Origin of the sequence: Ideonella alba, assembly GCF_018069845.1 — a bacterium.
Classification (GTDB): domain Bacteria; phylum Pseudomonadota; class Gammaproteobacteria; order Burkholderiales; family Burkholderiaceae_C; genus Ideonella; species Ideonella alba.
The window spans coordinates 327,538-352,455 of the sequence record NZ_JAGQDD010000003.1 but is presented as its reverse complement, the minus strand read 5'-3'; the positions used below and the strand labels follow the sequence as shown (position 1 = coordinate 352,455).

The following is a 24,918-nucleotide window of genomic DNA, read 5'->3' as shown; positions in this document are numbered from 1 at the left end:
CTGTGTTCGCGGGGATTCACCGTGGGCTCAGGCGGCCTGGCGCAGCAGGTCGGCGTACAGCGCGGTGGGCACCAGACGCTCGCCCTCGGCGCGCACCAGGGCTTGCAGCTGGTGGCGGCCGGGGCAGGCCGGCACCGAGGCCGCGGCCTCGTCGACCAGCTCGCCGAAATGCCGCGTCGCGTCCAGCAGGCCATGCACGCGGGCCGAGCTGGGGCGGTCGTGCATTACGTCCTGGCCCACCGGCTTGCCCAGCGCCTCGGGGTCGGCCACCACGTCGCGGATGTCGTCGGCCACCTGGTAGGCCTCACCCAGACAGGCGCCCAGCGCGCGCCACGGGGCGCCAGGCGCGCCCGCGGCTTCGGCGCCGGCCACCGTGGCGGCCACGAACAGGGCGCCGGTCTTGGCACGCTGGTAGTCGCTCAGCACCACCTGGGGCTCGCATTCCTGGGCCTGGCCGGCGACGATGCCGTGGGGCATGCTGACGCCGCGCGTCACCGCCGCCCAGACCGCCGGCAGGCGCTGCGGTGCCCGTGCGGCCACCGCGCCCAGGCCCTGCAGCGCCAGCACGATCAGCGCGTCACCGCTGAGCACCGCCAGCCGCTCGCCATAGGCGGCGTGCACCGACGGCCGGCCGCGGCGCAGGCGCGCGTTGTCGAAGCAGGGCAGGTCGTCGTGCACCAGCGAGGCGCAGTGCAGCAGCTCGATCGCCGCGGCGGCGGCATCGGCCAGCAGCGGGTCGTCGTCGCCGCAGGCCAGCGCCACGGCCAGGCACAGGCGCGGCCGCACGCGGGCGCCGCCCGGCCACACCGCGTGTCGCACGGCGGCCGCCAGGCGCGGTGGCGCGTCGTCGATCAGGGCGCCTTCCAGGGCCCGCTGCAGCGAGGCCTCGATCCGGTTGCGAATGTCCATCAGGCTCCCCGGTGTGACGCCCGGCCGACCAGGGAGGGGCCGGCCTGACGCGGTTGTCAACAGCATCAAGTGTCAAGCAGAATAGACACATGAGCTGTCAACGTCAATACACACTGACGACCCCCCACGGTCGCCACCGGGTCTGAAGACCATGGCGGGCGAGCACCGGGTGATCGTGGTTGGCGGTGGCATCGGCGGCCTGGTCGCCGCGGCGCGCCTGGCCCACGCCGGGCGTGCCGTCACCGTGCTGGAGCGCGCCGCGCACTGGGGCGGCAAGCTGCGCCACCAGGCGGCGGGCGATGCCTGGATCGACGCCGGGCCCACGGTGTTCACGCTCAAACCCTGGTTCGAGACGCTGTTTGCCGAGCTGGGCGAATCCTTTGGCGCGTGGGTGCCCACCACGCCGATGCCGGTGCTGGCGCGCCACTTCTGGCGCGGCGGCGACACGCTGGACCTGCTGGCCGATCCGCAGCAGGCGGTGGCGGCGATCGGCGCCTTCGCCGGGCCCGACGAGGCGCGCCGCTACCAGGCCTTCTGCGGCCGCGCCGAGCGCATCTTCCGCACGCTGGAGCACACCCACATGCGGGCGCCGCGCCCCACGCCGATCAGCCTGGCCTGGCGCAGCTGGCGTGCGCAGGGCCTGCCTGGGCTGGCGGCGCTGGCCGGCATTGCGCCGTTCGCCACGCTGATGGCTGAGCTGGCCCGGCAGTTCCGTGACCCGCGGCTGCGCCAGCTCTTCGGCCGCTACGCCACCTATTGCGGCGCCTCGCCCGATGCGGCGCCGGCCACGCTGATGCTGGTGGCGCAGGCCGAGCGTGCGGGCGTGTGGCGCATCCCCGGCGGCATGCAGCGGCTGGCGCGGGCGCTGGCCGACATCGCCGTGGCGCGCGGCGCCGTGCTGCGCACCGGCGCCCATGTGAGCGAGCTGCTGGTCGAGGGCGGCCGCGCCTGCGGCGTGCGCCTGCTGGGGGGCGAGTGCCTGCGCGCCGACCAGGTGCTGTGGAACGGCGACGCCGCGGCGCTGGCGCGCGGTCTGGCCGGTGCGGCGGCGCGCGCCGCCATGCCGAGTGAGGCCGCCACCGCGCCGCGGTCGCTGTCGGCCCTCACCTGGACCGCGCTGGCGCAGGCCCAGGGGCCGGCGCTGGCGCACCACAACGTGTTCTTCAGCAGCGATGGCGCGGGCGAGTTCAGCGACATCTTCGGCGCCACGCGCCTGCCGCGCCGCCCCACGGTCTACCTCTGCGCCCCCGACCGCGACGACGTCTCGCCGCCGCCCGGGGGCCTGGAGCGGATGTTCTGGCTGGTCAATGCACCGGCCCAGGCGGACGGCCGCGGCCTGTCCCCACAGGAGATCGACACATGCGAACTGCGCAGCCTGACCCATCTGAGACGCTGCGGCCTGCGCCTGCGCTGGCAGCCCGAGACGGTGCTGCGCACGACGCCGGCGGACTTCGCGGCGCGCTTTCCGGGGACCGGGGGGGCGCTGTACGGGCGGGCGACGCACGGCTGGCAGGCCTCGTTTCGCCGGATGGGCTCGGCCAGCCGGATCCCGGGCCTGTGGCTGGCGGGGGGCAGCGTGCACCCGGGGCCGGGCCTGCCGATGGCGGCCACTTCGGGCTGGCTGGCGGCGCAGGCGATGCTGCAGGCAGCGCCCGCCCGGGTTTCGATCACCCTGTCCCCCCCGGCGGCTATGCCTGGTGGTACCTTGACGCGCTGAGCGCCGACCGCCGTGATGCGCTGGTGCTGATCGGCTTCGTCGGCAGCGTCTTCTCGCCCTACTACGCCCGGGCCCGCGCCCGGGGTCCGGCCGACCCGCAGGCGCACTGCGCGATCAACGTGGCGCTGTACCGCGACGGCCGGCCCCTGTGGGCGATGACCGAGCGTGGCGCGGCGCAGCTGCAGCGCGGGCCCGATCACCTGCAGGTGGGGCCCAGCGCGCTGCACTGGGACGGCGAGGTGCTGGAGGCGCGCATCCAGGAATGGGCCGTGCCCTGGCCGCGCCGCCTGCGCGGCCGCGTGCGGCTGCGGCCGCGGCCCTGTCCCACCGCGCCGATCGACCTGGACGGCGCCGGCCGCCACCAGTGGTGGCCGCTGGCGCCGCTGGCCGACGTGGAGGTCGACTTCGACGAACCCGGCTGGCACTGGCGCGGCCAGGGCTACCTGGACAGCAACCGCGGCGCCGAACCGCTGGAGCAGGCCTTCTCGCACTGGCACTGGGCGCGCGCCCACCTGGACGAGCGGCGCTGCATGGTGGTCTACGACACGGTCGAGCGCGATGGCCAGACCCGCGCGCTGGCGCTGGAACTGCGCGAGGGCCAGCCGGTGCAGCAACTGCCGCTGATGGCCAGCACCGATCTGCCGCGCGGCGCCTGGGGCGTGGCGCAGCAGGTGCGCCAGGACGCGGGCTCGCTGCCGCAGCGGCTGCGCCGGCTGGAGGACGGGCCGTTCTACACCCGCTCGCTGCTGGGGCTGCGCTGGCACGGCCTGCCGGTCTGCGCGGTGCAGGAGAGCCTGGACCTCAGGCGTTTCGCTCGTCCGTGGGTGCAGGCGATGCTGCCGTTCCGGATGCCACGGCGGGCTTGAGCGCCTCGGCGTGGGCGGCCTCGTCGCGCTGGCGCAGCCGGCGCAACGACCACAGCTCCCACAGGCCCCAGGCGATGGGCACGCCGAAGCCCAGCACGATCTCCAGCCAGATCAGCGACACGGCGCCCCAGCGGCCGTCAGCGCCAGACCACCGGCGGCGCAGCCTGGCGCGCGCGGTCCCAGCGCTCCAGACGCTCGAACAGCGCCAGCACGCGCAGGCCGCGCGTCTGCCACTGCCACCAGGCCGGCGGCGTGTCGGCCAGCGGGCGCGGCAGCGCCTGCACCAGGAAGGCATTGGCCGCCAGCGGCGGCTCGTGCAGCGCCTGCATCGACGGCCGCAGCGTGCAGGCGGCCTGGGCCAGGCCCAGCAGCTTGCGCCGGGCCGACACGACGGCGCGGCGGTCGACCGAGTTGCCGCCGTTGCGCCGCACCTGCAGACCGATCTGGCGGTACAGCAGGCGCGCGGCGTTGATGCCGGGCCGGCAGGCCAGCGGCAGCGCGGCCACGCCGGCGCCGGCGCGGGCGTACAGGCGCTCGGCCACGGCCAGCAGGCGTTCCACCACCTGGTGCAGCGCCGGGCTGAACACCGGGGCGGCGAGGAAGGCGTCGGGGTCGATGCCGGCCTCGCGCAGCCATTGCTGCGGCAGGTAGAGCCGGCCCATCGCGGCGTCTTCTCCCACATCGCGGGCGATGTTGGAGAGCTGCATCGCCACGCCCAGGTCGCAGGCGCGGGCCAGCGCGGCCTCGGCGTGCTCGCCCTGGGTGGCGCCCATCAGCGCGGCCATCATCGCGCCCACCGCGCCGGCCACGCGGGCGGCGTAGGCCAGCAGCTCGTCGAGCGTCTCGTAGCGGCGGCCGGTGGCGTCCCACTCGAAGCCCTCGATCAGCGCCAGCGGCCAGGCGATCGGCAGCGTGCCGCCGCGCACCACCGCGGCCAGCGCGCGGTCGGCCACGTCCGGGCCGGGCTGGCCGGCGTACAGGCGTGCCAGGCGCTCGCGCAGCTCGGCCACCGCCTCGGCGGCGTTCTCGCCGCGGGCGGCGGCGCCATCGACCCGGTCGTCGGCCATGCGGCAGAAGGCGTAGAGCGCGCAGGCCGGCTCACGCACCGCACGCGGCAGCAGCCACGAGGCGGCCAGGAAGGTGCGCGAGCCATTGGCCAGCGCCACCCGGCAGGCGGCCAGGTCGGCGCGGTCGGCGGCCAGACGATCAGGCGGCGGCGCGGACATGGGCGGCGGCCGGAGCCAGGTAGTGGTCGAGCACGCGGGCTGAGCTGAGCACGCCGGGCAGCCCGGCGCCCGGATGGGTGCCGGCGCCAACCAGGTACAGCCCCGGAATGTCCTCGCTGCGGTTGTGCGGTCGGAACCAGGCGCTCTGCATCAGCGTGGGCGCCAGGCCGAAGGCGGCGCCCTGCTCGGAGGACAGGCGCTGGGCGAAGTCCAGCGGCGTCGTCACGCGCGAGGTCACGACCTCGGCACTCAGGCCCGGCAGCAGGGTGCTTTCCAGCCGCCGCTGCACCGCCTGCCGGAAGGGCTCGGCCTGCTGCGTCCAGTCGACGCCGCTGCCCTGGTGCGGCACCGGCGCCAGCGCGTAGAAGGTGTCGCAGCCCGGCGGTGCCAGCGAGGGGTCGGTGGCGGTGGGGCGGTGCAGGTAGAGGCTGAAGTCCTCGGCCAGGTGCTGGCGGTGGAAGATGTCGGCCAGCAGCTCGCGGTAGCGCGGCCCCAGCGCAATCGTGTGGTGGGCCACGTCCGGGTACTGGCGGCGCGTGCCGAAGTACCAGACGAACAGGCTCATCGAGTAGTTGGCGCGCTCCAGCTTGCGGTCGGTCCAGCGGTGGCGGTGCTCGGGCGCCACGAGGCGGCGGTAGGTGAAGGCCGAGTCGGCGTTGGAGATCACCGCGTCGGCGTCCAGGCGCTCGCCGCCCTGCAGCATCACGCCCCGGGCGCGGCCGCCCTCGACGATGATCTGCTCGACCCGGGTGTTCAGCCGCAGCTGAGCGCCCTGCTCCTGCATCAGCTTGACCAGGCCGCTGACCAGCGCGCCGGTGCCGCCCATCGCGAAGTGCACGCCCCAGTGGCGCTCCAGGTGGGCGATCAGGCAGTAGACCGCGGTGGTGTCGAAGGGGTTGCCGCCCACCAGCAGCGACTGGAAGGTCAGCACCACGCGCAGCCGCGGGTCGCGCACATGGCGGCTGGCCAGGCCCCAGACCGAGCGCCAGCCCTGCAGGCGCAGCAGGTCGGGGGCGACCTTGAGCATGTCGGTGGGGCTCTCGAACGGCACATGGCCCAGCTGCTCGAAGCCGACCTTGAAGATGGCCTTGCTGGCCGCCAGGTAGCGCTCGTAGCCGGCCACGTCACCCGGCGCCAGGCGGGCCACCTCGCGGCGCATGGCTTCGGGGTCGCCGCTGTAGTCGAACAGCGTGCCGTCGTCGAAGCGGATGCGGTAGAACGGCGCCACCGGGCGCAGGTCGATGTCGTCGGACAGGCGCTTGCCGCACAGCGCCCACAGCTCCTCGAGCAGGAAGGGCGCGGTGATGACGGTGGGCCCGGCGTCGAAGGTGAAGCCGTCCTGCCGGTGCACATAGGCCCGGCCGCCGGGCGCGTCGAGCTGCTCGACGACGGTCACCCGCCAGCCACGGGCCACCAGCCGGACCGCGGCGGCGAGGCCACCGAAGCCGGAGCCGATCACCACGGCGTGCGGCACGCCACTGTCGAGTGTCAACATTTGGTGATTGTAGGAGTGTCAAGTTAGAATGACAACACGATCCGTACTCCTCCTGGCCGGCCCCACCTTCCCCTGCGCTGCGGCGCCCGGGCAGCCGTCCTCAAAGAGCCCGACTCGCCGGCCCTGGTCCTCTCGGCAGCGTCATGGACAGGGCCCCTGTGGTATCGTGGATTGATCATTCCAGGCCCTGTGCGTCGACACCTGCGCCTGGCGGATCATTCCGCCCTTGGTGCAAGTCGTGCGCTGCAGTGGAGAAGTCGCGTGAGCAACGCCCCGAATCGCCCGACCGAGCCGCCTGACCTGGGTGCGCTGTCCGAACTCGCGCCCCAGCTGGCGCAGACCTTTGTCTCCATCGCCAGTGACATCGCACTGGTGATCGACGACGACGGGGTCATCCGCAACGTCGCCCAGGGCGCCGAGCCGCTGACCGGTGGCGCCGCCCACTGGGTGGGCCGGCACTGGGTGGACACCGTCACTGGCGAGACCCGCCGCAAGGTCGAGATGATGCTCAGCGAGGCCCGCGCCGGCCGCGTGACGCAGCGCCGCGAGGTCAACCACCACGCCGACGGCGGCACCGAGATCCCGGTGGCCTACTCGGCCGTGCGCCTGGGCGCCAAGGGCCCGGTGCTGGCGGTGGGCCGCGACCTGCGCTCGGTGGCCGCCATCCAGCAGCGATTCGTCGAAGCCCAGCAGGCGCTGGAGCGCGACTACTGGCGCCGTCGCCAGGCCGAGGCGCGCTACCGCATGCTGTTCCAGGTGGCCACCGACGGCGTGCTGGTCATCGACGCCCACAGCTACGCCATGGTCGAGGCCAACCGCGCCGCCGCCGAGCTGTTCGGCCGCGTGATGGCGCACTGGGCCGGGCAGAGCGTGCTGGCGAGCATCAGCAGCGTCTCGCGCGCGGCGGTGGAAGAGCTGTTCGTCACCGCCCGCACCAGCGGCCGCCCGGGCGAGATCCGTGCGCTGCTGGCGCCTGGCGAGGGCCTGGCGGTGGCGCCGGTGCCGGCCGACCTGTCGGCCACGCCCTTCAGCGCCGACGGCACGCTGCTGCTGCTGGTGCGCGTACGCGTGGCCGAGGTGGCCGCCGAGCCGGGCTCGGCCAGCCTGCGCCTGGCCAGTTTCGTCGACCGCACGCCCGACGCGGTGGTGATCACCGATTCGCAGGCCCGGGTGCTGATGTCCAACTCCGCCTTCGACCTGCTGTGCCAGGACGCCGCCGCGGTGCCCGGCATGCCCATGCCCAGCGCCGGCCAGAGCCTGACCCAGCTGCTGGGCGACGCCAAGGGCAGCCTGCCCGCCATCCTGGCGCAGGCGCGCCACCTGGGCATCGTCGACCAGCAGCAGTGCACGGTCGGCTGCCATGAGTCGGTGGCGATCGACGTCGAGGTCTCGGCCGCGCTGCTGGCCGAAGGCGACCAGGAATGCATGGGCCTGACGCTGCGCCGCATCGACCACCGCCAGGGCGCGATGCCACCGCAGGTGCGCCAGCTGGCCAGCGCGATCGACCGCCTGGCCGCCCAGGTCGGCCTGATGTCGCTGGGCGACCTGCTGCGCGAGACCAGCGAGCTGGCCGAGCGCCACCTGCTGGAAGAGGCGATCGCCCGCCACCCGTCCGACCTGGCGCAGGCCGCGGCGCTGCTGGGCATTGCGCTGGATGACCTGTGGGCGCGGATGCGCCACCATCGGCTCGAGGCGGGCAAGACGCCGGGCCCGGGGCTGCTGAACTGATCTGCGGAGCACGCACGTGCAAGGCGAGAGTCCCCGCTTCGGTCAGGCCGATCTGACCAACTGCGAGCGTGAGCTGATCCACCTCGCCGGCTCGGTGCAGCCGCACGGCGTGCTGCTGGTGCTGGAGGGCGAGGGCCTGCGGCTGTCGGCAGCGTCCGAGAACATCGCGCAACTGCTGGATGCCCCCGGCAGCGCCTGCCTGGGCCGTCCGCTGGAGGCGCTGGCGCCGGGCCTGGCGCAGGCGGTGCAGGCCGCGCTGCCCGCGCTGCGCGCCGATGAACCGGTGCCGCTGCAGGCCGCCCGCGGCGGCGGCGCGCCCGACTGGGAGGGCGCACTGCACCGCAATGCCGCGGGCGCGCTGGTGCTGGAGCTGGAGCCGCTGGCGTCGGGGGCCGCGCCCACCGTGGGCCATGACCGCGAGACGCTGATGACGCTGGTCGCGCAGACCGTGCAGCGCATTGGCGAAGCCGCCAGCCTGGGCGTGCTGGCCGACGCCACCGCACGCGGCGTGCGCGAGCTGATCGGCTACGACCGGGTGATGGTCTACAAGTTCGACCCCGAGGGCCACGGCGAGATCATCGCCGAGTCGCGCGACCCGCGGCTGCAGTCGCTGCTGGGGCACCACTACCCGGCCACCGACATTCCGCAGCGCGCCCGCGAGCTGTACCTGCGCAACCGGGTGCGGGTGCTGGTGGACGTGCACTACCAGCCGCAGCTGCTGGTGCGCGAGGACGGCCAGCCGGTGGGCGACCAGCTCGACATGTCGATGAGCTACCTGCGCAGCATGTCGCCGCTGCACCTGCAGTACCTGAAGAACATGGGTGTCACCGCGACGCTGGTGGTGTCGCTGGTGCACGAGGAACGGCTGTGGGGCCTGATCGCCGCCCACCACGATGCGCCGCGCAACGTGCGCTACGCGGTGCGCGCCGCCTGCGACCTGATCGGCGAGGTGGTCTCCACCCGCATCGCGGCGATCGAGAACTACGCCCATGCGCAGGTCGCGGTGCTGGTGCGCCGGCTCGAGCAGCGCCTGGTCGAGGCCACCTCCACCGAGGGCGACTGGCGCCAGGCGCTGTTCCGCAACCCGGCCACGCTGCTGCAGCCGCTGAATGCCACCGGCGCGGTGCTGTTCGCCGAGAACGAATTGCTGACCACCGGCGAGGTGCCGTCCACGCCCGAGCTGCGCGCGCTGCGCGACTGGGTGGTCGAGCAGACCGCCAGCGACATGCTGTTCGCCAGCTCCGCGGTGGGCAAGGCCAACCCGGCGCTGGCCTCGCTGACGCCCACCGCCAGCGGCGTGCTGGGCGTGCGCCTGTCGGCACAGCGGCCCGACCTGCTGATGTGGCTGCGCAAGGAGCAGATGCGCACCGTCACCTGGGCCGGCGACCCGCACAAGCCGATGATCGGCGATGACCCGATGAGCCTGTCGCCGCGGCGCTCCTTCGCCGCCTGGTCCGAGCTGGTGCGCGGCACCGCGATCGCCTGGACCACCGCCGAGCTGGCGCTGGGCCGGGCCTTTGGCGGTGCGCTGGTGGACATCATCGTGCAGGTCCAGGCGGTGCGCCTGCTGGTGGCCGAGCACCAGTTGGCCACGGTGCGCGAGACCGTGCGCAACGCCGTCGAGGCGGTGCTGGTGGCCGGGCCGGACGGCCGGCTGCTGTTCATCAACGAGGCCTGTGGTCAGTTGCTGGGCCGGGTCTGGTCCGGGGGGCCGCCGGCCGACGCGGCCGACCTGGACCACCTGGCCGATGCCTTCACCCAGCCCCAGCAGCTGCGCCATGCGCTGGCCGCGTTGCGCACCGGCCAGGCCCACTGGCGTGGCGAGCTGCTGTTGCGCCCGCAGCAGGCCGATGCCGGCGAGCGGCCGGTGACGGTGCGCGCCGAGGTGGTGCCGGGCCGTGACGGCCGTCCGCTGGGCTATGTGCTGACGTTCTTCGACCGCAGCCAGAGCTGGCGCGCCACCCAGGCCCGCGCCCACCTGGAGGCCTCACTGGCCCGGGCGATGCCGGCGGCGGCGCCGGTCGAGGGCCTGTCGGCGGGCGCCGCGGCCACGCGCGAGATCGACCCGCTGCTGGGCGCCATCCTCACCAATGCCAGCCTGGCGGCGATGGACATTGCCGATTCCAGCGCCTCCGTGCCCACCGCGCCGATGCTTGAAGAGCTGGAAAGCGCCACCCGCCGGGCCACCTCGCTGGTCGAGCGCATCCGCCGGCTGAGCACGCCGCCGGGCGCGGACAGCGGGTCGTGAGCGCCGCGCTGCGCGGGTCAGGGCGGGCAGCGCCAGTCGAACCAGTCGCCGTGGCGGTCGAAGGCGGCGCAGGCCTCGTCCTCCAGCGCCTGGGCTTCGTCCTCGTCGCGCGCCAATTGGTCCAGGCCGCTGCGAAAGCGCATGGCCAGCTCGCCCACGCGCGCCGGACCGCCGAAGTCATAGAACGCCAGACCCGGGCCGCCGGCCAGACCCAGGCTCTGGCCCACCACCCGCGCCAGCACCTGGCCGCCCGCCAGGTCGCCCAGGTAGCGCACATAGGCGTGTGCCGCCAGACCCAGCGGCTGGCGCATGGCCAGGCCCTGCAGGTGCTGCGCATAGGCCAGGGCCGGCGGACTGGCCTGCAGATCGGCGCGCCAGTCGGGGCCGTGCAACTGCCCCAGATCCTGGTCCAGGGCACTGCGGCGCGCCAGCGCCGGGTCCAGCAAGGGCGCCAGGCGCTGCTGCACGGCGGGCGTGTCCAGGCCGTCTTCCAGCGCGCTGTACAGGGCGTGCAGGTCGCACAGCCAGCCGCAGTAATCGGCGCGGCCCAGCTGGCCGCGCAGCAGCCGCTGCATCAGCGCACTGCGCTCCACCTGGGTGTGGCGCGTCTGCGTGGCCTGGCGCAGCCGGCGGGCCAGGGGCTGAAAGGGGGGCGCGGCCGGACTCATGCAGCCCATCTTAGGGCCTGGCCCGTGGCCCGCAGGGGGGCTTGATGGGGGCGGGCACCACGATGGTGTCTGCCGGCGGTCTGCGCTGGCACCTGGCGCGCTGGGGCGACGGTCCTCGGCAGCTGCTGTGCCTGCACGGCACCGGTGCCTGCAGCGACAGCTTCCAGACGCTGGCGCAGGCCTGGCTGGCGCGCGATGCTGGCTGGACCCTGCTCGCCCCCGACCTGCCCGGCCAGGGCCGCAGCGCCCCGCTGCCGCCCGGGCGACGCGGCATGGCGGCGATGGCCGAGGCGCTGCGCGCGCTGCTGGCCACGCTGGCCGAGCCGCCGGCGGTGGTGCTGGGGCATTCCGCCGGTGGCGCGCTGATGCTGCGCCTGGCGCTGGACGGCGGCCTGTCGCCCCCAACCCGGCTGATCGGCCTGAACGCCGCGCTGCAGCCCTTCGACGGCCTGGCCGGCTGGACCTACCCGGCGCTGGCCAGGCTGCTGGCCTGGAACCCGCTGGTGCCGCCGCTGGCCGCCTGGCGCGCGCGCGACCTGACGGCGGTGCGCCGCCTGATCGCCGCCACCGGCTCGGCACTGAATGAAGACGCCGTGGCCCGTTATGGCCACTGGCTGCGCCAGCCCACCCACCTGGCGGGCGTGCTGTCGATGATGGCCGACTGGGACCTGGCCGGCCTGCAGCGTGACCTGCCGCGTCTGCAGCACCCGCTGACGCTGGTGGTGGGCGAGCGCGACGCAGTGGTGCCGCCGGCGCAGGCGGCGCGGCTGCGCCGGCCGGGTGTGCAGGTGCAGCGCCTCGACGGGCTGGGCCACCTGATGCATGAGGAAGACCCGCCGCGCCTGGCCGCGCTGCTGCTGGCCGATTTGGATCAGCCCAACGCTGCGTGCAGCTGACGCGCGTCGGCGTGCGGCAGCGGCAGGTAGCGCGCGCCCATCGCCTGGGCCAGCTCGCGCGCCTGGGCCTGGGGCTGCGGCGCGGTGTCCAGCCACAGCAGATCGAGTGACTGGCCGGCGAAGGCGCGCGCCGACACCAGTGCATCGGCCGCGGCCTGGGTGCGCCCGGGGCTGCCGTCGCGCGCCAGGTTGGCGCGGCCGTCGGACAGCACCACCACCACCGGCGTGGCGCCGCGGCGCAACTGTTCCTGGCTGGCCAGGAAGGCGGCGTCGAGTGCGGCGGCCAGCGGCGTGGCGCCGCCGCCGACCAGGCCGGCCAGACAACGGCGTGCGCGCGCCAGCGCGCGGGTGGGCGGCAGCAGCCATTCCACCGACGGGCCACCCGGCTGGCCGCGGAAGGCCAGCAGCGCCACCTGGTCACGCCGCACATAGCACTCGGCCAGCAGCAGCTCGACCGCGCCCTTGGCCTCGGCCAGGCGGTGCGCGGCCGCCGAGCCCGAGGCGTCGACGACGAACATGGTCACCGTCTGGCGCTGCTGGATGCGGCGGGTGATGCGGAAATCCTCGCGCTGCAGCTGCACCCGGTTCGGGGTGGCGGGGCGCTCGCGGCGGCGCAGCGTCTGCCAGGGCGCGGCGGCTCGCAGCGTCTCGACCAGGTTCAGCCGGGCGCCGCGGCGCGGGTCGCCAGGGTGGGCGCCGGCCGGGCGGCCGCGCAGTGGCTGAACCTGCCAGGCGCCGGCGCTGCCCGCGCTGCGCGAGGCGTTGCGGGCGCGGCCGGCGGCCAGGCGTGCCAGCAGGCCCGGCGGCAGCGCTGCCAGAGCGGCCTGCAGCAGCACGTCGGCGGCCTGCTCCAGCGCCTGGTCGCTGGGGGCCGGATCGCTGGAGTCGGCGGGGGGCGGTGTGTCGGCGCAGGCGTCCTGCGGCGGCGGTTCGGCCGGTGTCTCCTCGGTGTCGTCGGCGGGCAGCGGCGGCAGCTGGGTGGCGCGTGGCGCCAGCACCAGGCGCGCGGCCCAGGCCAGGTCCTCGTCCTGCACCTGGGCATGGCCGGCCCAGGCGGCGGCGGCGCGAGCGGCACGCCAGGCCTGCAGCAGCGCGCGGTCGGAGCCCACGCCCAGCGCGGCGGCGGTCTCGGCCAGCGCCTGCAGCGCCTCGTCGGACACCTGGATCCAGGGCAGCGCCGTGTGGGCCGCTTGCACCCGCTGGCGCCAGGCGGCAGCCTCGTCGCCGACGGGGGCGTCCAGCGCTTCGCCGCAGGCGCCCAGGTCCAGCCACAGGCCCAGGCGCTCGGCCAGCGCGGGCGGCAGGGTCTCGTCGGGCTCGGCGCCCTCGTCCATGGCCACCAGCGCCCAGCAGGCCGGCAGGCACTGGTCCAGGCCCTCGCGCTGCACGGCCACCTGGTGGGTGTCCAGCGCATGGCCCAGCAGCGCAGCGCGGCCGCGGTCCAGACGCTCGGCCATCGGCAGCAGCAGCACGCCGCCATCGCACTCGGCCAGCAGGCCGCGCTGGGCCACCGGGCGGCCGCTGCGCAGGCTGGCCGTCAGGTCCAGGCCGCCCAGCAGGCGCCCGGTGTCGATGCTGGCGGGCATGCGGCGCCAGGGTGTCTCGGGGGGCTGGCCGGCCGCCAGCCAGGCCAGCCAGGCCTCGCGGCGCGGGCCGTGGCGGTCGCGCAGCGCGACGCCGCCCAGGCCGGCGGCGTCCACCGCCAGCAGCGCGGCGGCCTGGCGGGCCGCGATGGCGTTCACGCCGGCACCAGCTCGTCCACCGCGCGCTGCACCCGCACGCCCGAACCAGCGTCGTCCAGCGGGTTGCGGCGCAGGCGGTGGCGCAGCGCGGGCGCGGCCATGCGGCGCAGGTGATCCGGCGTGACGGTGGCCGCACCTTCCAGCGCGGCCAGCGCGCGGGCGGCGCGCATCAGCGTAATCTCGCCGCGCAGGCCGTCGGTGCCCAGCTGCAGGCACAGCTGGGCGGCCAGGGTCAGCACCTCATCGGACACCGCCAGCTCGGCCAGCCGGCGCTGGGCGCCCTGCAGCTGGCGCCGCAGCCGCGCCTGCTCGGCCGCCCAGGTCTGCTGGAAGGCCTCGGGGTCGCGCTCATAGGCCTCGCGGCGGCGCACCACCTCGATGCGCTGGCCAATGTCCTTGGGCGTGCCCACGTCCACCGCCAGGCCGAAACGGTCCAGCAGCTGCGGCCGCAGCTCGCCCTCCTCGGGGTTGCCGCTGCCCACCAGCACGAAACGGGCGGGGTGGCGCACCGACAGGCCTTCGCGCTCGACCACGTTCTCGCCCGAGGCGGCCACGTCGATCAGCAGGTCGACCAGGTGGTCCTCGAGCAGGTTGACCTCGTCGATGTACAGGAAGCCCCGGTGCGCCCGTGCCAGCAGCCCGGGCTCGAAGGCCTTGACGCCCTGGCTCAGCGCCCGTTCCAGGTCGAGCGCGCCAACCACCCGGTCCTCGGTGGCGCCCAGCGGCAGGTCGACCACCGGCACCGGGCGCAGCGCGCTGCGTGAGCGGCCATGGCGGCCGGCGGCCTGGCATTCGGGACACAGGCGCGCGGTGCCGGCACGCGGGTCGCAGCCATAGCGGCAATCGGCCAGCGCGCGCATCGGCGGCAGCAGCGCGGCCAGACCGCGCACCGCGGTGGACTTGCCGGTGCCGCGGTCGCCCAGGATCAGCACACCGCCCAGGCTGGGATCGACCACGGTGGCGAGCAGCGCCCGCTTCATCTCCTCCTGGCCGACGATGGCGGTGAACGGGTAGGGCGTGGCCATGGAAATCACCTTGGGCGGCAGGGGGCCGCAGGCTGTCAATTTAACAGGACACTGGGTGGTGTCAATGCTGGCGATCGCGTGCACGGTGACGGCGGCCTGCTGACACGGCCATAATGGGTCCATGTCTGCGATCCGTCTGATCCCTGCAGCGCGCTCCGGGTGGCGTTGGCGCAAGCCATCGGCCTGAACCCACCCATGCCCCGGGCGACCGCTGTTGCGGCCCCGCCCCACTCCCCGCCCCGTCTGCCGCGCCAGCCTGCGCCGGAAGGGGACGCCGGGATCCAGAATCCCGGGGGTCCGCCAGACCTCCGCTGCCATCCAAGGGAAAGCGCCCATGCTGCTGATGATCGACAACTACGACTCCTTCACCTTCAACCTGGTCCAGTACTTCTCTGAGCTGGGCGAAGAGGTGAAGGTGGTGCGCAACGACGAGATCACCGTCGACGAGATCGGTGCCCTGCAACCCGACCAGCTGGTGCTCTCGCCCGGCCCCTGTTCGCCGGCCGAGGCGGGCGTGTGCGTGCCGGCGATCCAGGCCTTCGTCGGCAAGCTGCCAATCCTGGGCGTGTGCCTGGGCCACCAGAGCATCGGTGCCGCGCTGGGCGGGCGCATCATCCGCGCCAAGACCCAGATGCACGGCAAGACCAGCGTCATCGACACCGATGGCGAAGGCGTCTACGCCGGCCTGCCCAAGCAGTTCACCGTGATCCGCTACCACTCGCTGGTGATCGAGGAGAGCACCCGGCCCGAGGCGCTGCAGGTGACCTCGCGCTCGGAAGATGGCGAGATCATGGGTGTGCGCCACCGCGAACTGGCCGGCACCCGCACGCCGCTGGAGGGCGTGCAGTTCCACCCCGAGTCCATCCTCTCCGAGCATGGGCATGCGATGCTGCGCAACTTTGTCGCGATGAGCCGCGCATGAAGACCGTCGACCTAAGGAGCGACACGGTCACGCGGCCCACCGCCGCGATGCGCGAGGCCATGGCCCGCGCCGAGGTGGGCGACGACGTCTTCGGCGACGACCCCACCGTCAACGCGCTGCAGGAGCGCATGGCGGCGCTGGCCGGCATGGAGGCGGCGCTGTTCATGCCCAGCGGCACGCAGAGCAACTTCTGCGCGCTGCTGGCGCACTGCCAGCGCGGCGACGAATACATCGTCGGCCAGCTGGCCCACACCTACCGCTACGAGGGCGGCGGCGCCGCGGTGCTGGGCAGCATCCAGCCGCAGCCGCTGGCGCAGGACGCGCGCGGGCAGATGGCGCTGGCCGACATCGCCGGCGCGATCAAGCCCGACGACCCGCACTTCGCCCGCAGCCGCCTGCTGTGCCTGGAGAACACCTGGAACGGCCATGTGATGCCGCAGCACTACCTGGCCGAAGCCACCGCGCTGGCGCGCTCGCGCGGCCTGGCCTGCCACCTGGACGGCGCGCGGGTGTTCAACGCCGCAGTGGCCGAGGCCGGGCCGGGCGGTGACATCGCCAGCGCGCTGCGCGGCATCACGCGCCACGTCGACAGCGTCTCGATCTGCTGCTCCAAGGGCCTGGGCGCGCCGGTGGGCTCGCTGCTGTGCGGCTCGCGCGAGCTCATCACCCGCGCCCACCGCATCCGCAAGATGGCCGGCGGTGGCCTGCGCCAGGTCGGCCTGCTGGCCGCGGCGATCGACCATGCGCTGACCCACCACCTGGGCCGCCTTCACGAGGACCACGCGCTGGCCGCGCGCCTGGCCGACGGCCTGCGCGGCCTGCCGGGGCTGAGCGTCAAGAGCGCCGAAACCAACATCGTCTTCGTCGATGTGGCCGACGGCCGCGGCCCGGCGCTGCTGGCCCACTTGGCGGCGCAGGGCATCCTGGCCACCGGCCTGATCGGCCTGCGCTTCGTCACCCACCAGGACGTCGATGCCGCCGGCATCGACCGCACCATCGCCGCGGTGCGCGCCTTCGTCGAACTTCATCCCGCCGCCGATGCGCCCACCGCGGCGTCGCGCGCCCCGTACTGACCCGCCCGAAAGACCGCCATGAGCATCACCAACACCGAGGCGCTGACCCGCGTCATCGAGCACCGCGAGATCTTCCACGACGAGATGCTGACGCTGATGCGCCGCATCATGAGCGGCGAGATGTCGCCGGTGATGATTGCCGCGCTGGCGATCGGCCTGCGCGTCAAGAAGGAGTCGATCGGCGAGATCGCCGCCGCCGCGCAGGTGATGCGCGAGTTCGCCACGCCGGTGCCGGTGGCCGACCGCACGGGCCTGGTCGACATCGTCGGCACCGGCGGCGACGGCAGCCACACCTTCAACATCTCCACCGCCAGCACCTTCGTTGCCGCGGCGGCGGGCGCGCGGGTGGCCAAGCACGGTGGGCGCAGCGTGTCGTCCACCAGCGGCTCGGCCGACGTGATGGAGGCGCTGGGCGCGCACATCAACCTCAACCCGGAGCAGGTGGCGCAGTGCCTGGCGCAGACCGGCATCGCCTTCATGTTCGCGCCCAACCACCATGCGTCGATGAAGCATGCGGCGCCGGTGCGCAAGGAGCTGGGCGTGCGTACCATCTTCAACATCCTGGGCCCGCTGACCAACCCGGCCGGTGCGCCCAACATCCTGCTGGGCGTGTTCCACCCCGACCTGGTGGGCATCCAGGTGCGCGTGCTGCAGCGCCTGGGCGCCGAGCATGCGATGGTGGTCTATGGCATGAACGGCATGGACGAGATTTCGCTGTCGGGCGAGACCATGGTGGGTGAGCTGAAGGACGGCTCGGTGCACGAGTACATGGTGCACCCCAGCGACTTCGGCCTGCCGGTCTACGACAGCCGCGTGCTGCGGGTGGCCAACCGCGATGAATCGGTGGCCTGCATCCAGCGCGCGCTGGGCAACGAGGACGGCCCGGTGCGCGACATCGTGCTGCTAAATGCCGGCGCCGCGCTGTACTGCGGCGGCCAGGCGGCCAGCATCAGCGAGGGCGTGAAGCTGGCCCGCGAGGCGGTGGCCTCGGGGCGGGCCATGGCCAAGCTGAGCGCGTTTGTCGCGGCCACCCAGGCCTTGAAAGGCTGAGGGGCTGAGTCGATGGACGACATCCTGAAGAAGATCGTGGCGGTCAAGCACCAGGAGGTGGCGTCCGCCAGGGCGGCACGCGACCTGGCCAGCCTGCGCCGCGAGGCCGAATCGCTGGGCGGGCAGCGCGACTTCATCGGCGCGCTGCGCGCGAAGATCGCCGCCGGCCAGGCCGGTGTGATCGCCGAGATCAAGAAGGCCAGCCCCAGCAAGGGCGTGATGCGCGACCCCTTCGAGCCCGCCGACATCGCCGCCAGCTACGCCGCCCACGGCGCCGCCTGCCTGAGCGTGCTGACCGATGTGCAGTTCTTCCAGGGCAGCGCCGACTACCTCCGCGCCGCCCGCGCCGCCTGCGCGCTGCCGGTGCTGCGCAAGGACTTCATGGTCGATGACTACCAGGTGGTCGAGGCCCGCGCGATGGGTGCCGACTGCATCCTGCTGATCGCCGCCTGCCTGGACGACGCCCAGATGGCCGACCTGGAAGCCACCGCCCACGGCCTGGGCATGGCGGTGCTGGTCGAGGTGCACGACGGCGCCGAACTGGACCGCGCACTGCGCCTGCGCACGCCGCTGGTGGGCATCAACAACCGCAACCTGCGCACTTTCGACGTGACCCTGGACACCACGCTGGGCCTGCTGCCGCGCGTGCCGGCCGACCGCCTGCTGGTGACCGAGTCGGGCATCCTGGGCCAGGCCGATGTGCAGCGCATGCGCGCCGCCGACGTGCACGCCTTCCTGGTCGGCGAGGCCTTCATGCGCCAGCCCGACCCGGGCGTGGCCCTGGCCACGCTGTTCGCGTGAGCGACCTGTTCGGCGGCGCCGGCTTGCGGCTGGAACAGCCGCTGGAGGCGCTGATTGCGGAAGTGGGCACTGACTGGCGAAGCGTTGTCGAGGCCTGGGTGGGCACGTCCGCCGGCCGCGGCCTGATCGCCCACGTCGACGCCCGCCGCACCGCCGGCGCGCTGATCTACCCCGCCCAGCCCTTCCGGGCGCTGGCGCTGACGCCGCTGGACGCGGTGCGGGCGGTGATCCTGGGCCAGGACCCGTACCACGGGCTGGGCCAGGCCGAAGGGCTGGCCTTCTCGGTGCCGCCGGGCCAGAAGATCCCGCCCAGCCTGCGCAACATCCACGCTGAACTGCAGCGCGACCTGGGCCTGCCAGCGCCGCGCCATGGCCACCTGGGCGACTGGGCACGGCGCGGCGTGCTGCTGCTCAACACCAGCCTGACGGTCGAGGACGGCCAGCCGGCCAGCCACGCGAAGAAGGGCTGGGAGGCGCTGACCGATGCGCTGATCGAGGCGGTGGCCCGCCAGCCGCGCCGCATCGCCTTCCTGCTGTGGGGGGCACATGCGCAAGCCAAGGCGCCGCTGATCGAGGCCGCCGCGCCGGGCCGCCACCTGCTGCTGCAGGCCAACCACCCGTCGCCGCTGTCGGCCCGCCGCCCGCCGCTGCCCTTCCTGGGCTGCGGCCACTTCGGCGCCTGCCGCCAGGCGGGCATCGACGTCGACTGGCGGCTGGGCTGATCGCGCTGGCGCGCCGATTTGCGCACTGCACGAAAAAGCTGCTAAACTCTTGGGCTCGCTCCGGAGGGGTGCCCGAGTGGCTAAAGGGGGCAGACTGTAAATCTGTTGGCTTACGCCTACGCTGGTTCGAATCCAGCCTCCTCCACCAGAGCGAACCTGTCATGAGAGCACCAGCCGCAAGGCTGGTGCGGTGAGTGCGCCGGCCGCAAGGCTGGCGACAAGTTGCGAATGAGTGAACGAGTCCCGAGCGGGAGTAGTTCAATGGTAGAACCTTAGCCTTCCAAGCTAATGACGCGGGTTCGATTCCCGTCTCCCGCTCCAGTGAAGGACAGGGTTCGTTGGTGTGTGTCGAGTGAGTCGACACAGGCCTGAGGGGTGCCCCGGCAGCCCTCAATCCTGTGTCGATGCCCATGTGGCTCAGTGGTAGAGCACTCCCTTGGTAAGGGAGAGGTCGCGCGTTCGATCCGCGCCATGGGCACCACCTCTTTCTCGTTTTCATTGTTCTCGAACGCCCTCAGGGGCACCAGGAGCGCAAGATGGCAAAAGGCAAGTTTGAACGGACCAAGCCGCACGTGAACGTGGGCACGATTGGTCACGTGGACCATGGCAAGACGACGCTGACGGCGGCGATCACGACGATCCTGGCCAAGAAGTTCGGTGGCGAGGCCAAGGCCTACGACCAGATCGATGCGGCGCCGGAAGAGAAGGCACGCGGCATCACGATCAACACCGCGCACGTCGAGTACGAGACGGCCAACCGCCACTACGCGCACGTCGACTGCCCGGGCCACGCCGACTATGTGAAGAACATGATCACCGGCGCCGCCCAGATGGACGGCGCGATCCTGGTGTGCTCGGCCGCTGACGGCCCGATGCCCCAGACCCGCGAGCACATCCTGCTGGCGCGTCAGGTGGGCGTGCCCTACATCATCGTCTTCCTGAACAAGTGCGACATGGTCGACGACGCCGAGTTGCTCGAGCTGGTCGAGATGGAAGTGCGCGAGCTGCTCAGCAAGTACGACTTCCCGGGCGACGACACCCCGATCATCAAGGGCTCGGCCAAGCTGGCCATCGAAGGCGACACCGGTGACCTGGGCGAGCAGGCGATCTTCCGCCTGGCCGACGCGCTGGACAGCTACATCCCGACGCCCGAGCGCGCCGTGGACGGCACCTTCCTGATGCCTGTCGAAGACGTGTTCTCGATCTCGGGCCGCGGCACCGTGGTGACCGGTCGCGTCGAGCGCGGCATCGTCAAGGTCGGCGAGGAAATCGAGATCGTCGGTATCAAGCCGACCCAGAAGACCACCTGCACCGGCGTGGAAATGTTCCGCAAGCTGCTGGACCAGGGCCAGGCGGGCGACAACGTCGGCATCCTGCTGCGCGGCACCAAGCGTGAAGAAGTCGAGCGCGGCCAGGTGCTGTGCAAGCCCGGCTCGATCAAGCCGCACACCCACTTCACCGCCGAGGTGTACGTGCTGAGCAAGGAAGAGGGCGGCCGCCACACCCCGTTCTTCAACAACTATCGCCCGCAGTTCTACTTCCGCACGACGGACGTGACCGGCGCGGTGGAGCTGCCGAAGGACAAGGAAATGGTCATGCCGGGCGACAACGTCAGCATCACCGTCAAGCTGATCGCCCCGATCGCGATGGAAGAAGGCCTGCGCTTCGCCATCCGTGAAGGCGGCCGCACCGTCGGCGCCGGCGTCGTGGCCAAGATCATCGAGTAAACCTTCCCGAAAAGGCCGCAGGGGTATAGCTCAATTGGCAGAGCGTCGGTCTCCAAAACCGAAGGTTGTAGGTTCGATTCCTACTGCCCCTGCCAACTGAACACGCTGCGCAGAACAGCGTGCCCGGTTGGTGGCTCCGCAAGGAGCCCAGCAGCCCGAAGCAGGCAGCCCGCAGGCCACCAGAGCCCGGCGGGCTTTCCTGCTGTTGGGCCGTCAGTCTCCTGACGGGCCGACAGACCACCCAAGCAGACCATGTCCACCTCTCCTCAAGTCGAAACTGTCTCCACCGGCGCTGACAAGGCCAAGCTGGCCGCAGCGGCGGTGCTGCTGATCGGCTCGGTCGCGGCCTTCTACCTGCTGAACCAGCAGAGCATGTGGCTGCGCGTGGTGGCCCTGCTGGTGGGCGTGGCCCTGGCGGTGGTCGTGTTCTTCACGTCCGAGAACGGCAAGCAGCTGATCGGCTTCGGCCGCGAGTCGGTGCGCGAGGTCAAGAAGGTCGTCTGGCCCACCCGCAAGGAAGCCGGCCAGATGACGCTGTACGTGTTCGCCTTCGTCGTCGTGATGGCCCTGTTCCTGTGGCTGACCGACAAGACGCTGGAGTGGGTGCTGTACGACCTGATCCTGGGCTGGAAGCGCTGAACGCGCACCCGGTCATCCAACAAGAGGCATCCGAATGAGCGAATCCGTCGCCCCCGACACCACCGCCAACGCACCGGCCAACGGCATGCGCTGGTACGTGGTGCATGCCTATTCGGGCATGGAGAAGGCCGTCGAGCGCAACATCCGCGAGCGCATCGAGCGCGCCGGCATGCAGGCCAAGTTTGGCCGCATCCTGGTGCCGACCGAGGAAGTGGTCGAGCTGAAGAACGGCAAGAAGTCGGTCACCGAGCGCCGCTTCTTCCCCGGCTACGTGCTGGTCGAGATGCTGATGGACGACGAGTCCTGGCACCTGGTCAAGCACACCAGCAAGGTCACCGGCTTCGTCGGCGGCGCGCGCAACCGCCCGGCCCCGATCTCCGAGGCCGAGGTGATGAAGATCGTCAACCAGATGCAGGAAGGCGTCGAGAAGCCGCGGCCCAAGGTCGAGTGGCAGGTCGGCGAGCTGGTCCGCGTCAAGGAAGGCCCGTTCACCGACTTCAACGGCGCCGTCGAGGAAGTCAACTACGAGAAGTCCAAGGTCCGCGTCTCGGTCACGATCTTCGGTCGTGCCACGCCGGTGGAGCTGGACTTCTCCCAGGTCGAAAAGGTCTGACGACCTGAGTCGTCAGACCTGTCGAGTCCGCCCCTCAGGGCGGGCTCGAAAGGTCAAAGCAGTCAGCAGCGTTCCCGACCCGGCGCCGCTGATGAAGTTCGAAACGGGTCGTGGACGAGGAGCCGAGGGGCTGATGCCCCGAAGCGTCTGAACTCGAAAAGGAGCCATTCATGGCAAAGAAGATCGTCGGCTTCATCAAGCTGCAGATCCCGGCCGGCAAGGCCAACCCCTCTCCGCCGGTCGGTCCGGCGCTGGGCCAGCGCGGCCTGAACATCATGGAGTTCTGCAAGGCGTTCAACGCCCAGACCCAGGGCATGGAGCCCGGTCTGATGCTGCCCGTGGTGATCACCGCCTTCGCTGACAAGTCCTTCACCTTCGTGCTGAAGTCGCCCCCGGCGACGGTGCTGATCAAGAAGGCGATCAAGCTGGACAAGGGCTCGGACAAGCCGCACCTGAACAAGGTGGGCAAGATCACCCGCGCCCAGCTGGAAGAGATCGCCAAGATGAAGCAGAAGGACCTGACGGCGGCCGACATGGACGCCGCGGTGAAGACGATTGCCGGTTCCGCCCGCTCGATGGGCGTGATCGTGGAGGGCGTGTGACATGGCAAAGCTGACCAAGAAGGCCAAGGCCCTGCAGGGCAAGGTCGACAGCCTGAAGCTGTACACCATCAATGACGCGCTGAGCCTGGTCAAGGGCTGCGCCACCGCCAAGTTCGACGAGTCGATCGACGTGGCCGTGCAGCTGGGCATCGACGCCAAGAAGTCGGACCAGGTCGTGCGTGGCGCCGTCGTGCTGCCCAACGGCACCGGCAAGACCAAGCGCGTGGCCGTGTTCGCCCAGGGCGCCAAGGCCGAGGAAGCCAAGGCCGCCGGCGCCGACGTGGTCGGCATGGAAGACCTGGCCGAGCGCGTCAAGGCGGGTGACATGCCCTTCGACGTGGTGATCGCCTCGCCCGACACGATGCGCATCGTCGGTACCCTGGGTCAGATCCTGGGCCCGCGCGGCCTGATGCCGAACCCGAAGGTCGGCACCGTGACCCCGGACGTCGCCACGGCGGTGAAGAACGCCAAGGCCGGTCAGGTCCAGTTCCGCGTCGACAAGGCCGGCATCATCCACGGCACGATCGGCCGTCGCTCGTTCGACGACGACAAGCTGGTGGGTAACCTGGCCGCGCTGCTGGAAGCCCTGAACAAGGCCAAGCCGGCCTCGTCCAAGGGTGTCTACCTGCGCAAGCTGGCCGTGTCCTCGACGATGGGCGTGGGCGCCCGCGTCGACATCAGCTCGGTGGCGATCAACACCGCCGCTGCCTGATCGAGGCATTGAATCCGGCCGGGCGGCCGTCTTGACGCCCGGTTGGTCATTGGTGGGCCGTGCCAGGAGCTTGCTCCGGGCGCGGGCCATCCAAGACCGCTGGTGACGGCACGCAGGTGCCGTCTTAATCGAACCCAAGGGTCCGCCCGAGGGGTCCACCAGCGCAGATGGCGTCCCCGCCGTGACGAAGGAAGTGAACCGTGATGGGCACCTCACTCGAAGCGGCAAGGTCGCTGAAACCCCGGTGCACCGGAGTCGCCCGTCAGGGTGGCGAAGGTGCGTGATGTGAGGAGTAGACCTTGAGTCTCAACCGCAACGAGAAGGCGGCCGTGATCGAGGAAGTGGCAGCGCAAGCCGCCAAGTCCCAGACCCTGGCGCTGGCCGAGTACCGTGGCCTCACCGTGGAAGCCCTGAACAAGCTGCGCGTCGATGCGCGTGCCAAGGGTGTGTATCTTCACGTGCTGAAGAACACCCTGGCCCGTCGCGCTGTCGCCGGCACCCCGTTCGAGGTGGCCGCGGAGAGCATGGCCGGTCCGCTGATCTACGGCTTTTCGGAAGATGCCGTCGCCGCGGCCAAAGTCATCGCTGACTTTGCCAAGGGCAACGACAAGCTGGTCATCAAGGCTGGTGCCTACGCTGGCAAGGCCCTGGACGCCGACGGCGTCAAGGCCCTGGCGTCGATCCCCAGCAAGGAAGTCCTGCTGGCCCAGATCGCTGGCCTGCTGATGTCGCCCGTGCAACGCATGGCCGGCGTCCTGGCTGCCCTGTCCGAGAAGCGTGGTGGCGGCGCTGAAGCGCCTGCCGAGGCCCCTGCGGCCTGATCCCGCTGCCTGTACCCATTCACTGATTCACTGATTTCAAGGAAACCATCATGGCTTTCGACAAAGACGCCTTCCTGACCGCCCTGGACAGCATGTCCGTCATGGAACTCAACGACCTGGTCAAGGCGATTGAAGAGAAGTTCGGCGTGTCCGCCGCCGCCATGGCCGCCCCGGCCGCCGGCGGTGCCGCTGGCGCTGGCGCCCCGGCCGCTGAAGAGAAGACCGAGTTCAACGTCGTGCTGACCGAAGCCGGCGCCAACAAGGTCTCGGTCATCAAGGCCGTGCGCGAACTGACCGGCCTGGGCCTGAAGGAAGCCAAGGACCTGGTCGACGGCGCCCCGAAGAACGTCAAGGAAGGCGTGGCCAAGGCCGACGCCGAAGCCGCCGTCAAGAAGCTGGTGGAAGCCGGCGCCAAGGCCGAGCTGAAGTAATTCAGCCCCCTGGCCAGGAGGCTGGGAGCCCGCCAAGGGCTCCCGGCCTTTTGCGCTTACAGGGCGCAGCGCGGCGACCCCGGTCGCGGCGGTGCAAAACCCTGTTGAGAGCAGCTGGAAAATTCCCGAGTGATAATCGTGGGTTTTCCAAGTGTTCTCTGATCCGACTGCAGAGAACGGGTTTGGTCGGACTCCGGTGCAATGCCGGGGTTGTCCGCCAGCGGTTGGTAGTGGCCAACCACCAAGCTTTCAGGTCTCCCCGTGAGGGGATGAGCCTGGCCAGCC

Annotated in this window: 24 protein-coding genes and 4 tRNA genes; 21 read left to right on the top strand and 7 right to left on the bottom strand. The window is 72.0% G+C overall.

Features of this window, described 5'->3' with window-relative positions; genetic code table 11:
- Positions 1-27: 27 nt before the first annotated feature.
- Positions 28-909 (bottom strand): polyprenyl synthetase family protein, encoded by an 882-nt coding sequence (locus tag KAK03_RS07450; RefSeq protein ID WP_210852917.1) that lies wholly within the window; start codon positions 907-909, stop codon positions 28-30.
- Positions 910-1,060: 151 nt separating this feature from the next.
- On the opposite strand from KAK03_RS07450, the gene crtD reads away from it, so the two are divergent.
- Both crtD and KAK03_RS07440 read left to right on the top strand, forming a co-directional pair.
- A complete protein-coding gene (gene crtD / locus KAK03_RS07445) occupies positions 1,061-2,626 on the top strand; it encodes a 1-hydroxycarotenoid 3,4-desaturase CrtD (protein WP_210852916.1) in 1,566 nt (521 codons plus the stop codon).
- Positions 2,627-2,649: 23 nt separating this feature from the next.
- A complete protein-coding gene (locus KAK03_RS07440; RefSeq protein ID WP_210852909.1) occupies positions 2,650-3,492 on the top strand; it encodes a carotenoid 1,2-hydratase family protein in 843 nt (280 codons plus the stop codon).
- On the opposite strand, the gene KAK03_RS07435 is transcribed toward KAK03_RS07440, so the two are convergent.
- From KAK03_RS07435 to KAK03_RS07425, 3 genes are read right to left on the bottom strand one after another with little or no spacing between them, the layout of a single operon-like run.
- On the bottom strand, positions 3,428-3,613 hold the full coding sequence (locus KAK03_RS07435; RefSeq protein WP_210852907.1) for a hypothetical protein: 186 nt from the start codon (positions 3,611-3,613) through the stop codon (positions 3,428-3,430). The genes KAK03_RS07440 and KAK03_RS07435 overlap by 65 nt on opposite strands.
- 16 nt (positions 3,614-3,629) lie before the next feature.
- Positions 3,630-4,718 carry a phytoene/squalene synthase family protein gene (locus KAK03_RS07430; protein ID WP_210852905.1) on the bottom strand — a complete coding sequence of 363 codons (1,089 nt, stop codon included), beginning with the start codon at positions 4,716-4,718 and terminating at the stop codon, positions 3,630-3,632.
- A complete protein-coding gene (locus KAK03_RS07425; protein WP_210852903.1) occupies positions 4,699-6,213 on the bottom strand; it encodes a phytoene desaturase in 1,515 nt (504 codons plus the stop codon). Before KAK03_RS07425 ends, KAK03_RS07430 begins: the two co-directional genes overlap by 20 nt.
- Positions 6,214-6,474: 261 nt before the next feature.
- Between KAK03_RS07425 and ppsR the strand changes: the two genes are divergently transcribed.
- A complete protein-coding gene (gene ppsR, locus KAK03_RS25385) occupies positions 6,475-7,941 on the top strand; it encodes a transcriptional regulator PpsR (protein ID WP_210852901.1) in 1,467 nt (488 codons plus the stop codon).
- Between the two features lie 16 nt (positions 7,942-7,957).
- A complete protein-coding gene (locus KAK03_RS07415) occupies positions 7,958-10,189 on the top strand; it encodes a GAF domain-containing protein (protein ID WP_210852898.1) in 2,232 nt (743 codons plus the stop codon).
- 17 nt (positions 10,190-10,206) lie between these two features.
- Here KAK03_RS07415 and KAK03_RS07410 read toward each other — a convergent pair whose 3' ends face one another.
- Complete coding sequence (locus tag KAK03_RS07410; protein WP_210852893.1) at positions 10,207-10,857, bottom strand: biliverdin-producing heme oxygenase; 651 nt, start codon at positions 10,855-10,857, stop codon at positions 10,207-10,209.
- A gap of 44 nt (positions 10,858-10,901) precedes the next feature.
- Here KAK03_RS07410 and bchO point away from each other — a divergent pair, with 44 nt between their 5' ends.
- Positions 10,902-11,753, top strand: coding sequence for an alpha/beta fold hydrolase BchO (gene bchO, locus KAK03_RS07405; RefSeq protein WP_210852892.1), 852 nt, complete (start codon positions 10,902-10,904; stop codon positions 11,751-11,753).
- On the opposite strand, the gene KAK03_RS07400 is transcribed toward bchO, so the two are convergent.
- Together KAK03_RS07400 and bchI are read right to left on the bottom strand one after the other, a co-directional pair.
- Entirely contained in the window at positions 11,729-13,495 is a 1,767-nt protein-coding gene (locus KAK03_RS07400; RefSeq protein WP_210852891.1) for a magnesium chelatase subunit D, read from the bottom strand. The genes bchO and KAK03_RS07400 overlap by 25 nt on opposite strands.
- Positions 13,492-14,520 carry a magnesium chelatase ATPase subunit I gene (gene bchI, locus KAK03_RS07395; protein WP_210852890.1) on the bottom strand — a complete coding sequence of 343 codons (1,029 nt, stop codon included), beginning with the start codon at positions 14,518-14,520 and terminating at the stop codon, positions 13,492-13,494. The genes KAK03_RS07400 and bchI overlap by 4 nt, the downstream gene beginning before the upstream one ends.
- 334 nt (positions 14,521-14,854) lie before the next feature.
- Between bchI and KAK03_RS07390 the strand changes: the two genes are divergently transcribed.
- The 16 genes from KAK03_RS07390 (at position 14,855) to rplL (ending at position 24,633) form a co-directional block, all read left to right on the top strand.
- Positions 14,855-15,442 (top strand): aminodeoxychorismate/anthranilate synthase component II, encoded by a 588-nt coding sequence (locus KAK03_RS07390; RefSeq protein ID WP_210801712.1) that lies wholly within the window; start codon positions 14,855-14,857, stop codon positions 15,440-15,442.
- Positions 15,439-16,515, top strand: coding sequence for a low-specificity L-threonine aldolase (gene ltaE / locus KAK03_RS07385; RefSeq protein ID WP_210852889.1), 1,077 nt, complete (start codon positions 15,439-15,441; stop codon positions 16,513-16,515). The genes KAK03_RS07390 and ltaE overlap by 4 nt, the downstream gene beginning before the upstream one ends.
- Positions 16,516-16,533: 18 nt before the next feature.
- Complete coding sequence (gene trpD / locus KAK03_RS07380) at positions 16,534-17,565, top strand: anthranilate phosphoribosyltransferase (RefSeq protein WP_210852888.1); 1,032 nt, start codon at positions 16,534-16,536, stop codon at positions 17,563-17,565.
- Between the two features lie 12 nt (positions 17,566-17,577).
- Positions 17,578-18,366 carry an indole-3-glycerol phosphate synthase TrpC gene (gene trpC / locus KAK03_RS07375; RefSeq protein WP_210852887.1) on the top strand — a complete coding sequence of 263 codons (789 nt, stop codon included), beginning with the start codon at positions 17,578-17,580 and terminating at the stop codon, positions 18,364-18,366.
- Positions 18,367-18,371: 5 nt separating this feature from the next.
- The gene (locus KAK03_RS07370; protein WP_375140972.1) at positions 18,372-19,088 is read left to right on the top strand and encodes a uracil-DNA glycosylase; all 717 of its coding nucleotides are present in this window, start codon (positions 18,372-18,374) and stop codon (positions 19,086-19,088) included.
- Positions 19,089-19,150: 62 nt separating this feature from the next.
- A tRNA-Tyr gene (locus KAK03_RS07365) sits at positions 19,151-19,236 on the top strand.
- A 99-nt stretch (positions 19,237-19,335) separates the two neighbouring features.
- A tRNA-Gly gene (locus tag KAK03_RS07360) sits at positions 19,336-19,409 on the top strand.
- Positions 19,410-19,494: 85 nt separating this feature from the next.
- Positions 19,495-19,569: transfer RNA gene (locus KAK03_RS07355), tRNA-Thr, on the top strand.
- A gap of 55 nt (positions 19,570-19,624) precedes the next feature.
- Entirely contained in the window at positions 19,625-20,815 is a 1,191-nt protein-coding gene (gene tuf / locus KAK03_RS07350; RefSeq protein ID WP_210801697.1) for an elongation factor Tu, read from the top strand.
- A gap of 19 nt (positions 20,816-20,834) precedes the next feature.
- Positions 20,835-20,910: transfer RNA gene (locus tag KAK03_RS07345), tRNA-Trp, on the top strand.
- A 157-nt stretch (positions 20,911-21,067) separates the two neighbouring features.
- Complete coding sequence (gene secE, locus KAK03_RS07340) at positions 21,068-21,454, top strand: preprotein translocase subunit SecE (protein WP_210852885.1); 387 nt, start codon at positions 21,068-21,070, stop codon at positions 21,452-21,454.
- Positions 21,455-21,488: 34 nt separating this feature from the next.
- On the top strand, positions 21,489-22,067 hold the full coding sequence (gene nusG / locus KAK03_RS07335) for a transcription termination/antitermination protein NusG (protein ID WP_210852884.1): 579 nt from the start codon (positions 21,489-21,491) through the stop codon (positions 22,065-22,067).
- A 170-nt stretch (positions 22,068-22,237) separates the two neighbouring features.
- A complete protein-coding gene (gene rplK, locus KAK03_RS07330; protein WP_210852883.1) occupies positions 22,238-22,669 on the top strand; it encodes a 50S ribosomal protein L11 in 432 nt (143 codons plus the stop codon).
- Between the two features lies 1 nt (position 22,670).
- The gene (gene rplA, locus KAK03_RS07325; protein WP_210852882.1) at positions 22,671-23,381 is read left to right on the top strand and encodes a 50S ribosomal protein L1; all 711 of its coding nucleotides are present in this window, start codon (positions 22,671-22,673) and stop codon (positions 23,379-23,381) included.
- Positions 23,382-23,680: 299 nt separating this feature from the next.
- On the top strand, positions 23,681-24,202 hold the full coding sequence (rplJ, locus tag KAK03_RS07320; protein ID WP_210852880.1) for a 50S ribosomal protein L10: 522 nt from the start codon (positions 23,681-23,683) through the stop codon (positions 24,200-24,202).
- A gap of 50 nt (positions 24,203-24,252) precedes the next feature.
- Entirely contained in the window at positions 24,253-24,633 is a 381-nt protein-coding gene (rplL, locus tag KAK03_RS07315; protein WP_210852878.1) for a 50S ribosomal protein L7/L12, read from the top strand.
- Positions 24,634-24,918 lie beyond the last annotated feature (285 nt).

What these genes read in the sequence shown, in the direction of transcription:
- crtD (WP_210852916.1), top strand. Translation starts at nt 1,061, where the DNA reads ATGGCGGGCGAGCACCGGGTGATCGTGGTTGGCGGTGGCATCGGCGGC.
- bchI (WP_210852890.1), bottom strand. Translation starts at nt 14,520, where the DNA reads ATGGCCACGCCCTACCCGTTCACCGCCATCGTCGGCCAGGAGGAGATG.
- rplA (WP_210852882.1), top strand. Translation starts at nt 22,671, where the DNA reads ATGGCAAAGCTGACCAAGAAGGCCAAGGCCCTGCAGGGCAAGGTCGAC.
- KAK03_RS07410 (WP_210852893.1), bottom strand. Translation starts at nt 10,857, where the DNA reads ATGAGTCCGGCCGCGCCCCCCTTTCAGCCCCTGGCCCGCCGGCTGCGC.
- nusG (WP_210852884.1), top strand. Translation starts at nt 21,489, where the DNA reads ATGAGCGAATCCGTCGCCCCCGACACCACCGCCAACGCACCGGCCAAC.
- secE (WP_210852885.1), top strand. Translation starts at nt 21,068, where the DNA reads ATGTCCACCTCTCCTCAAGTCGAAACTGTCTCCACCGGCGCTGACAAG.
- trpC (WP_210852887.1), top strand. Translation starts at nt 17,578, where the DNA reads ATGGACGACATCCTGAAGAAGATCGTGGCGGTCAAGCACCAGGAGGTG.
- KAK03_RS07430 (WP_210852905.1), bottom strand. Translation starts at nt 4,718, where the DNA reads ATGTCCGCGCCGCCGCCTGATCGTCTGGCCGCCGACCGCGCCGACCTG.
- rplK (WP_210852883.1), top strand. Translation starts at nt 22,238, where the DNA reads ATGGCAAAGAAGATCGTCGGCTTCATCAAGCTGCAGATCCCGGCCGGC.
- ltaE (WP_210852889.1), top strand. Translation starts at nt 15,439, where the DNA reads ATGAAGACCGTCGACCTAAGGAGCGACACGGTCACGCGGCCCACCGCC.
- KAK03_RS07425 (WP_210852903.1), bottom strand. Translation starts at nt 6,213, where the DNA reads ATGTTGACACTCGACAGTGGCGTGCCGCACGCCGTGGTGATCGGCTCC.
- trpD (WP_210852888.1), top strand. Translation starts at nt 16,534, where the DNA reads ATGAGCATCACCAACACCGAGGCGCTGACCCGCGTCATCGAGCACCGC.
- KAK03_RS07390 (WP_210801712.1), top strand. Translation starts at nt 14,855, where the DNA reads ATGCTGCTGATGATCGACAACTACGACTCCTTCACCTTCAACCTGGTC.
- rplL (WP_210852878.1), top strand. Translation starts at nt 24,253, where the DNA reads ATGGCTTTCGACAAAGACGCCTTCCTGACCGCCCTGGACAGCATGTCC.
- tuf (WP_210801697.1), top strand. Translation starts at nt 19,625, where the DNA reads ATGGCAAAAGGCAAGTTTGAACGGACCAAGCCGCACGTGAACGTGGGC.
- KAK03_RS07450 (WP_210852917.1), bottom strand. Translation starts at nt 909, where the DNA reads ATGGACATTCGCAACCGGATCGAGGCCTCGCTGCAGCGGGCCCTGGAA.
- bchO (WP_210852892.1), top strand. Translation starts at nt 10,902, where the DNA reads ATGGGGGCGGGCACCACGATGGTGTCTGCCGGCGGTCTGCGCTGGCAC.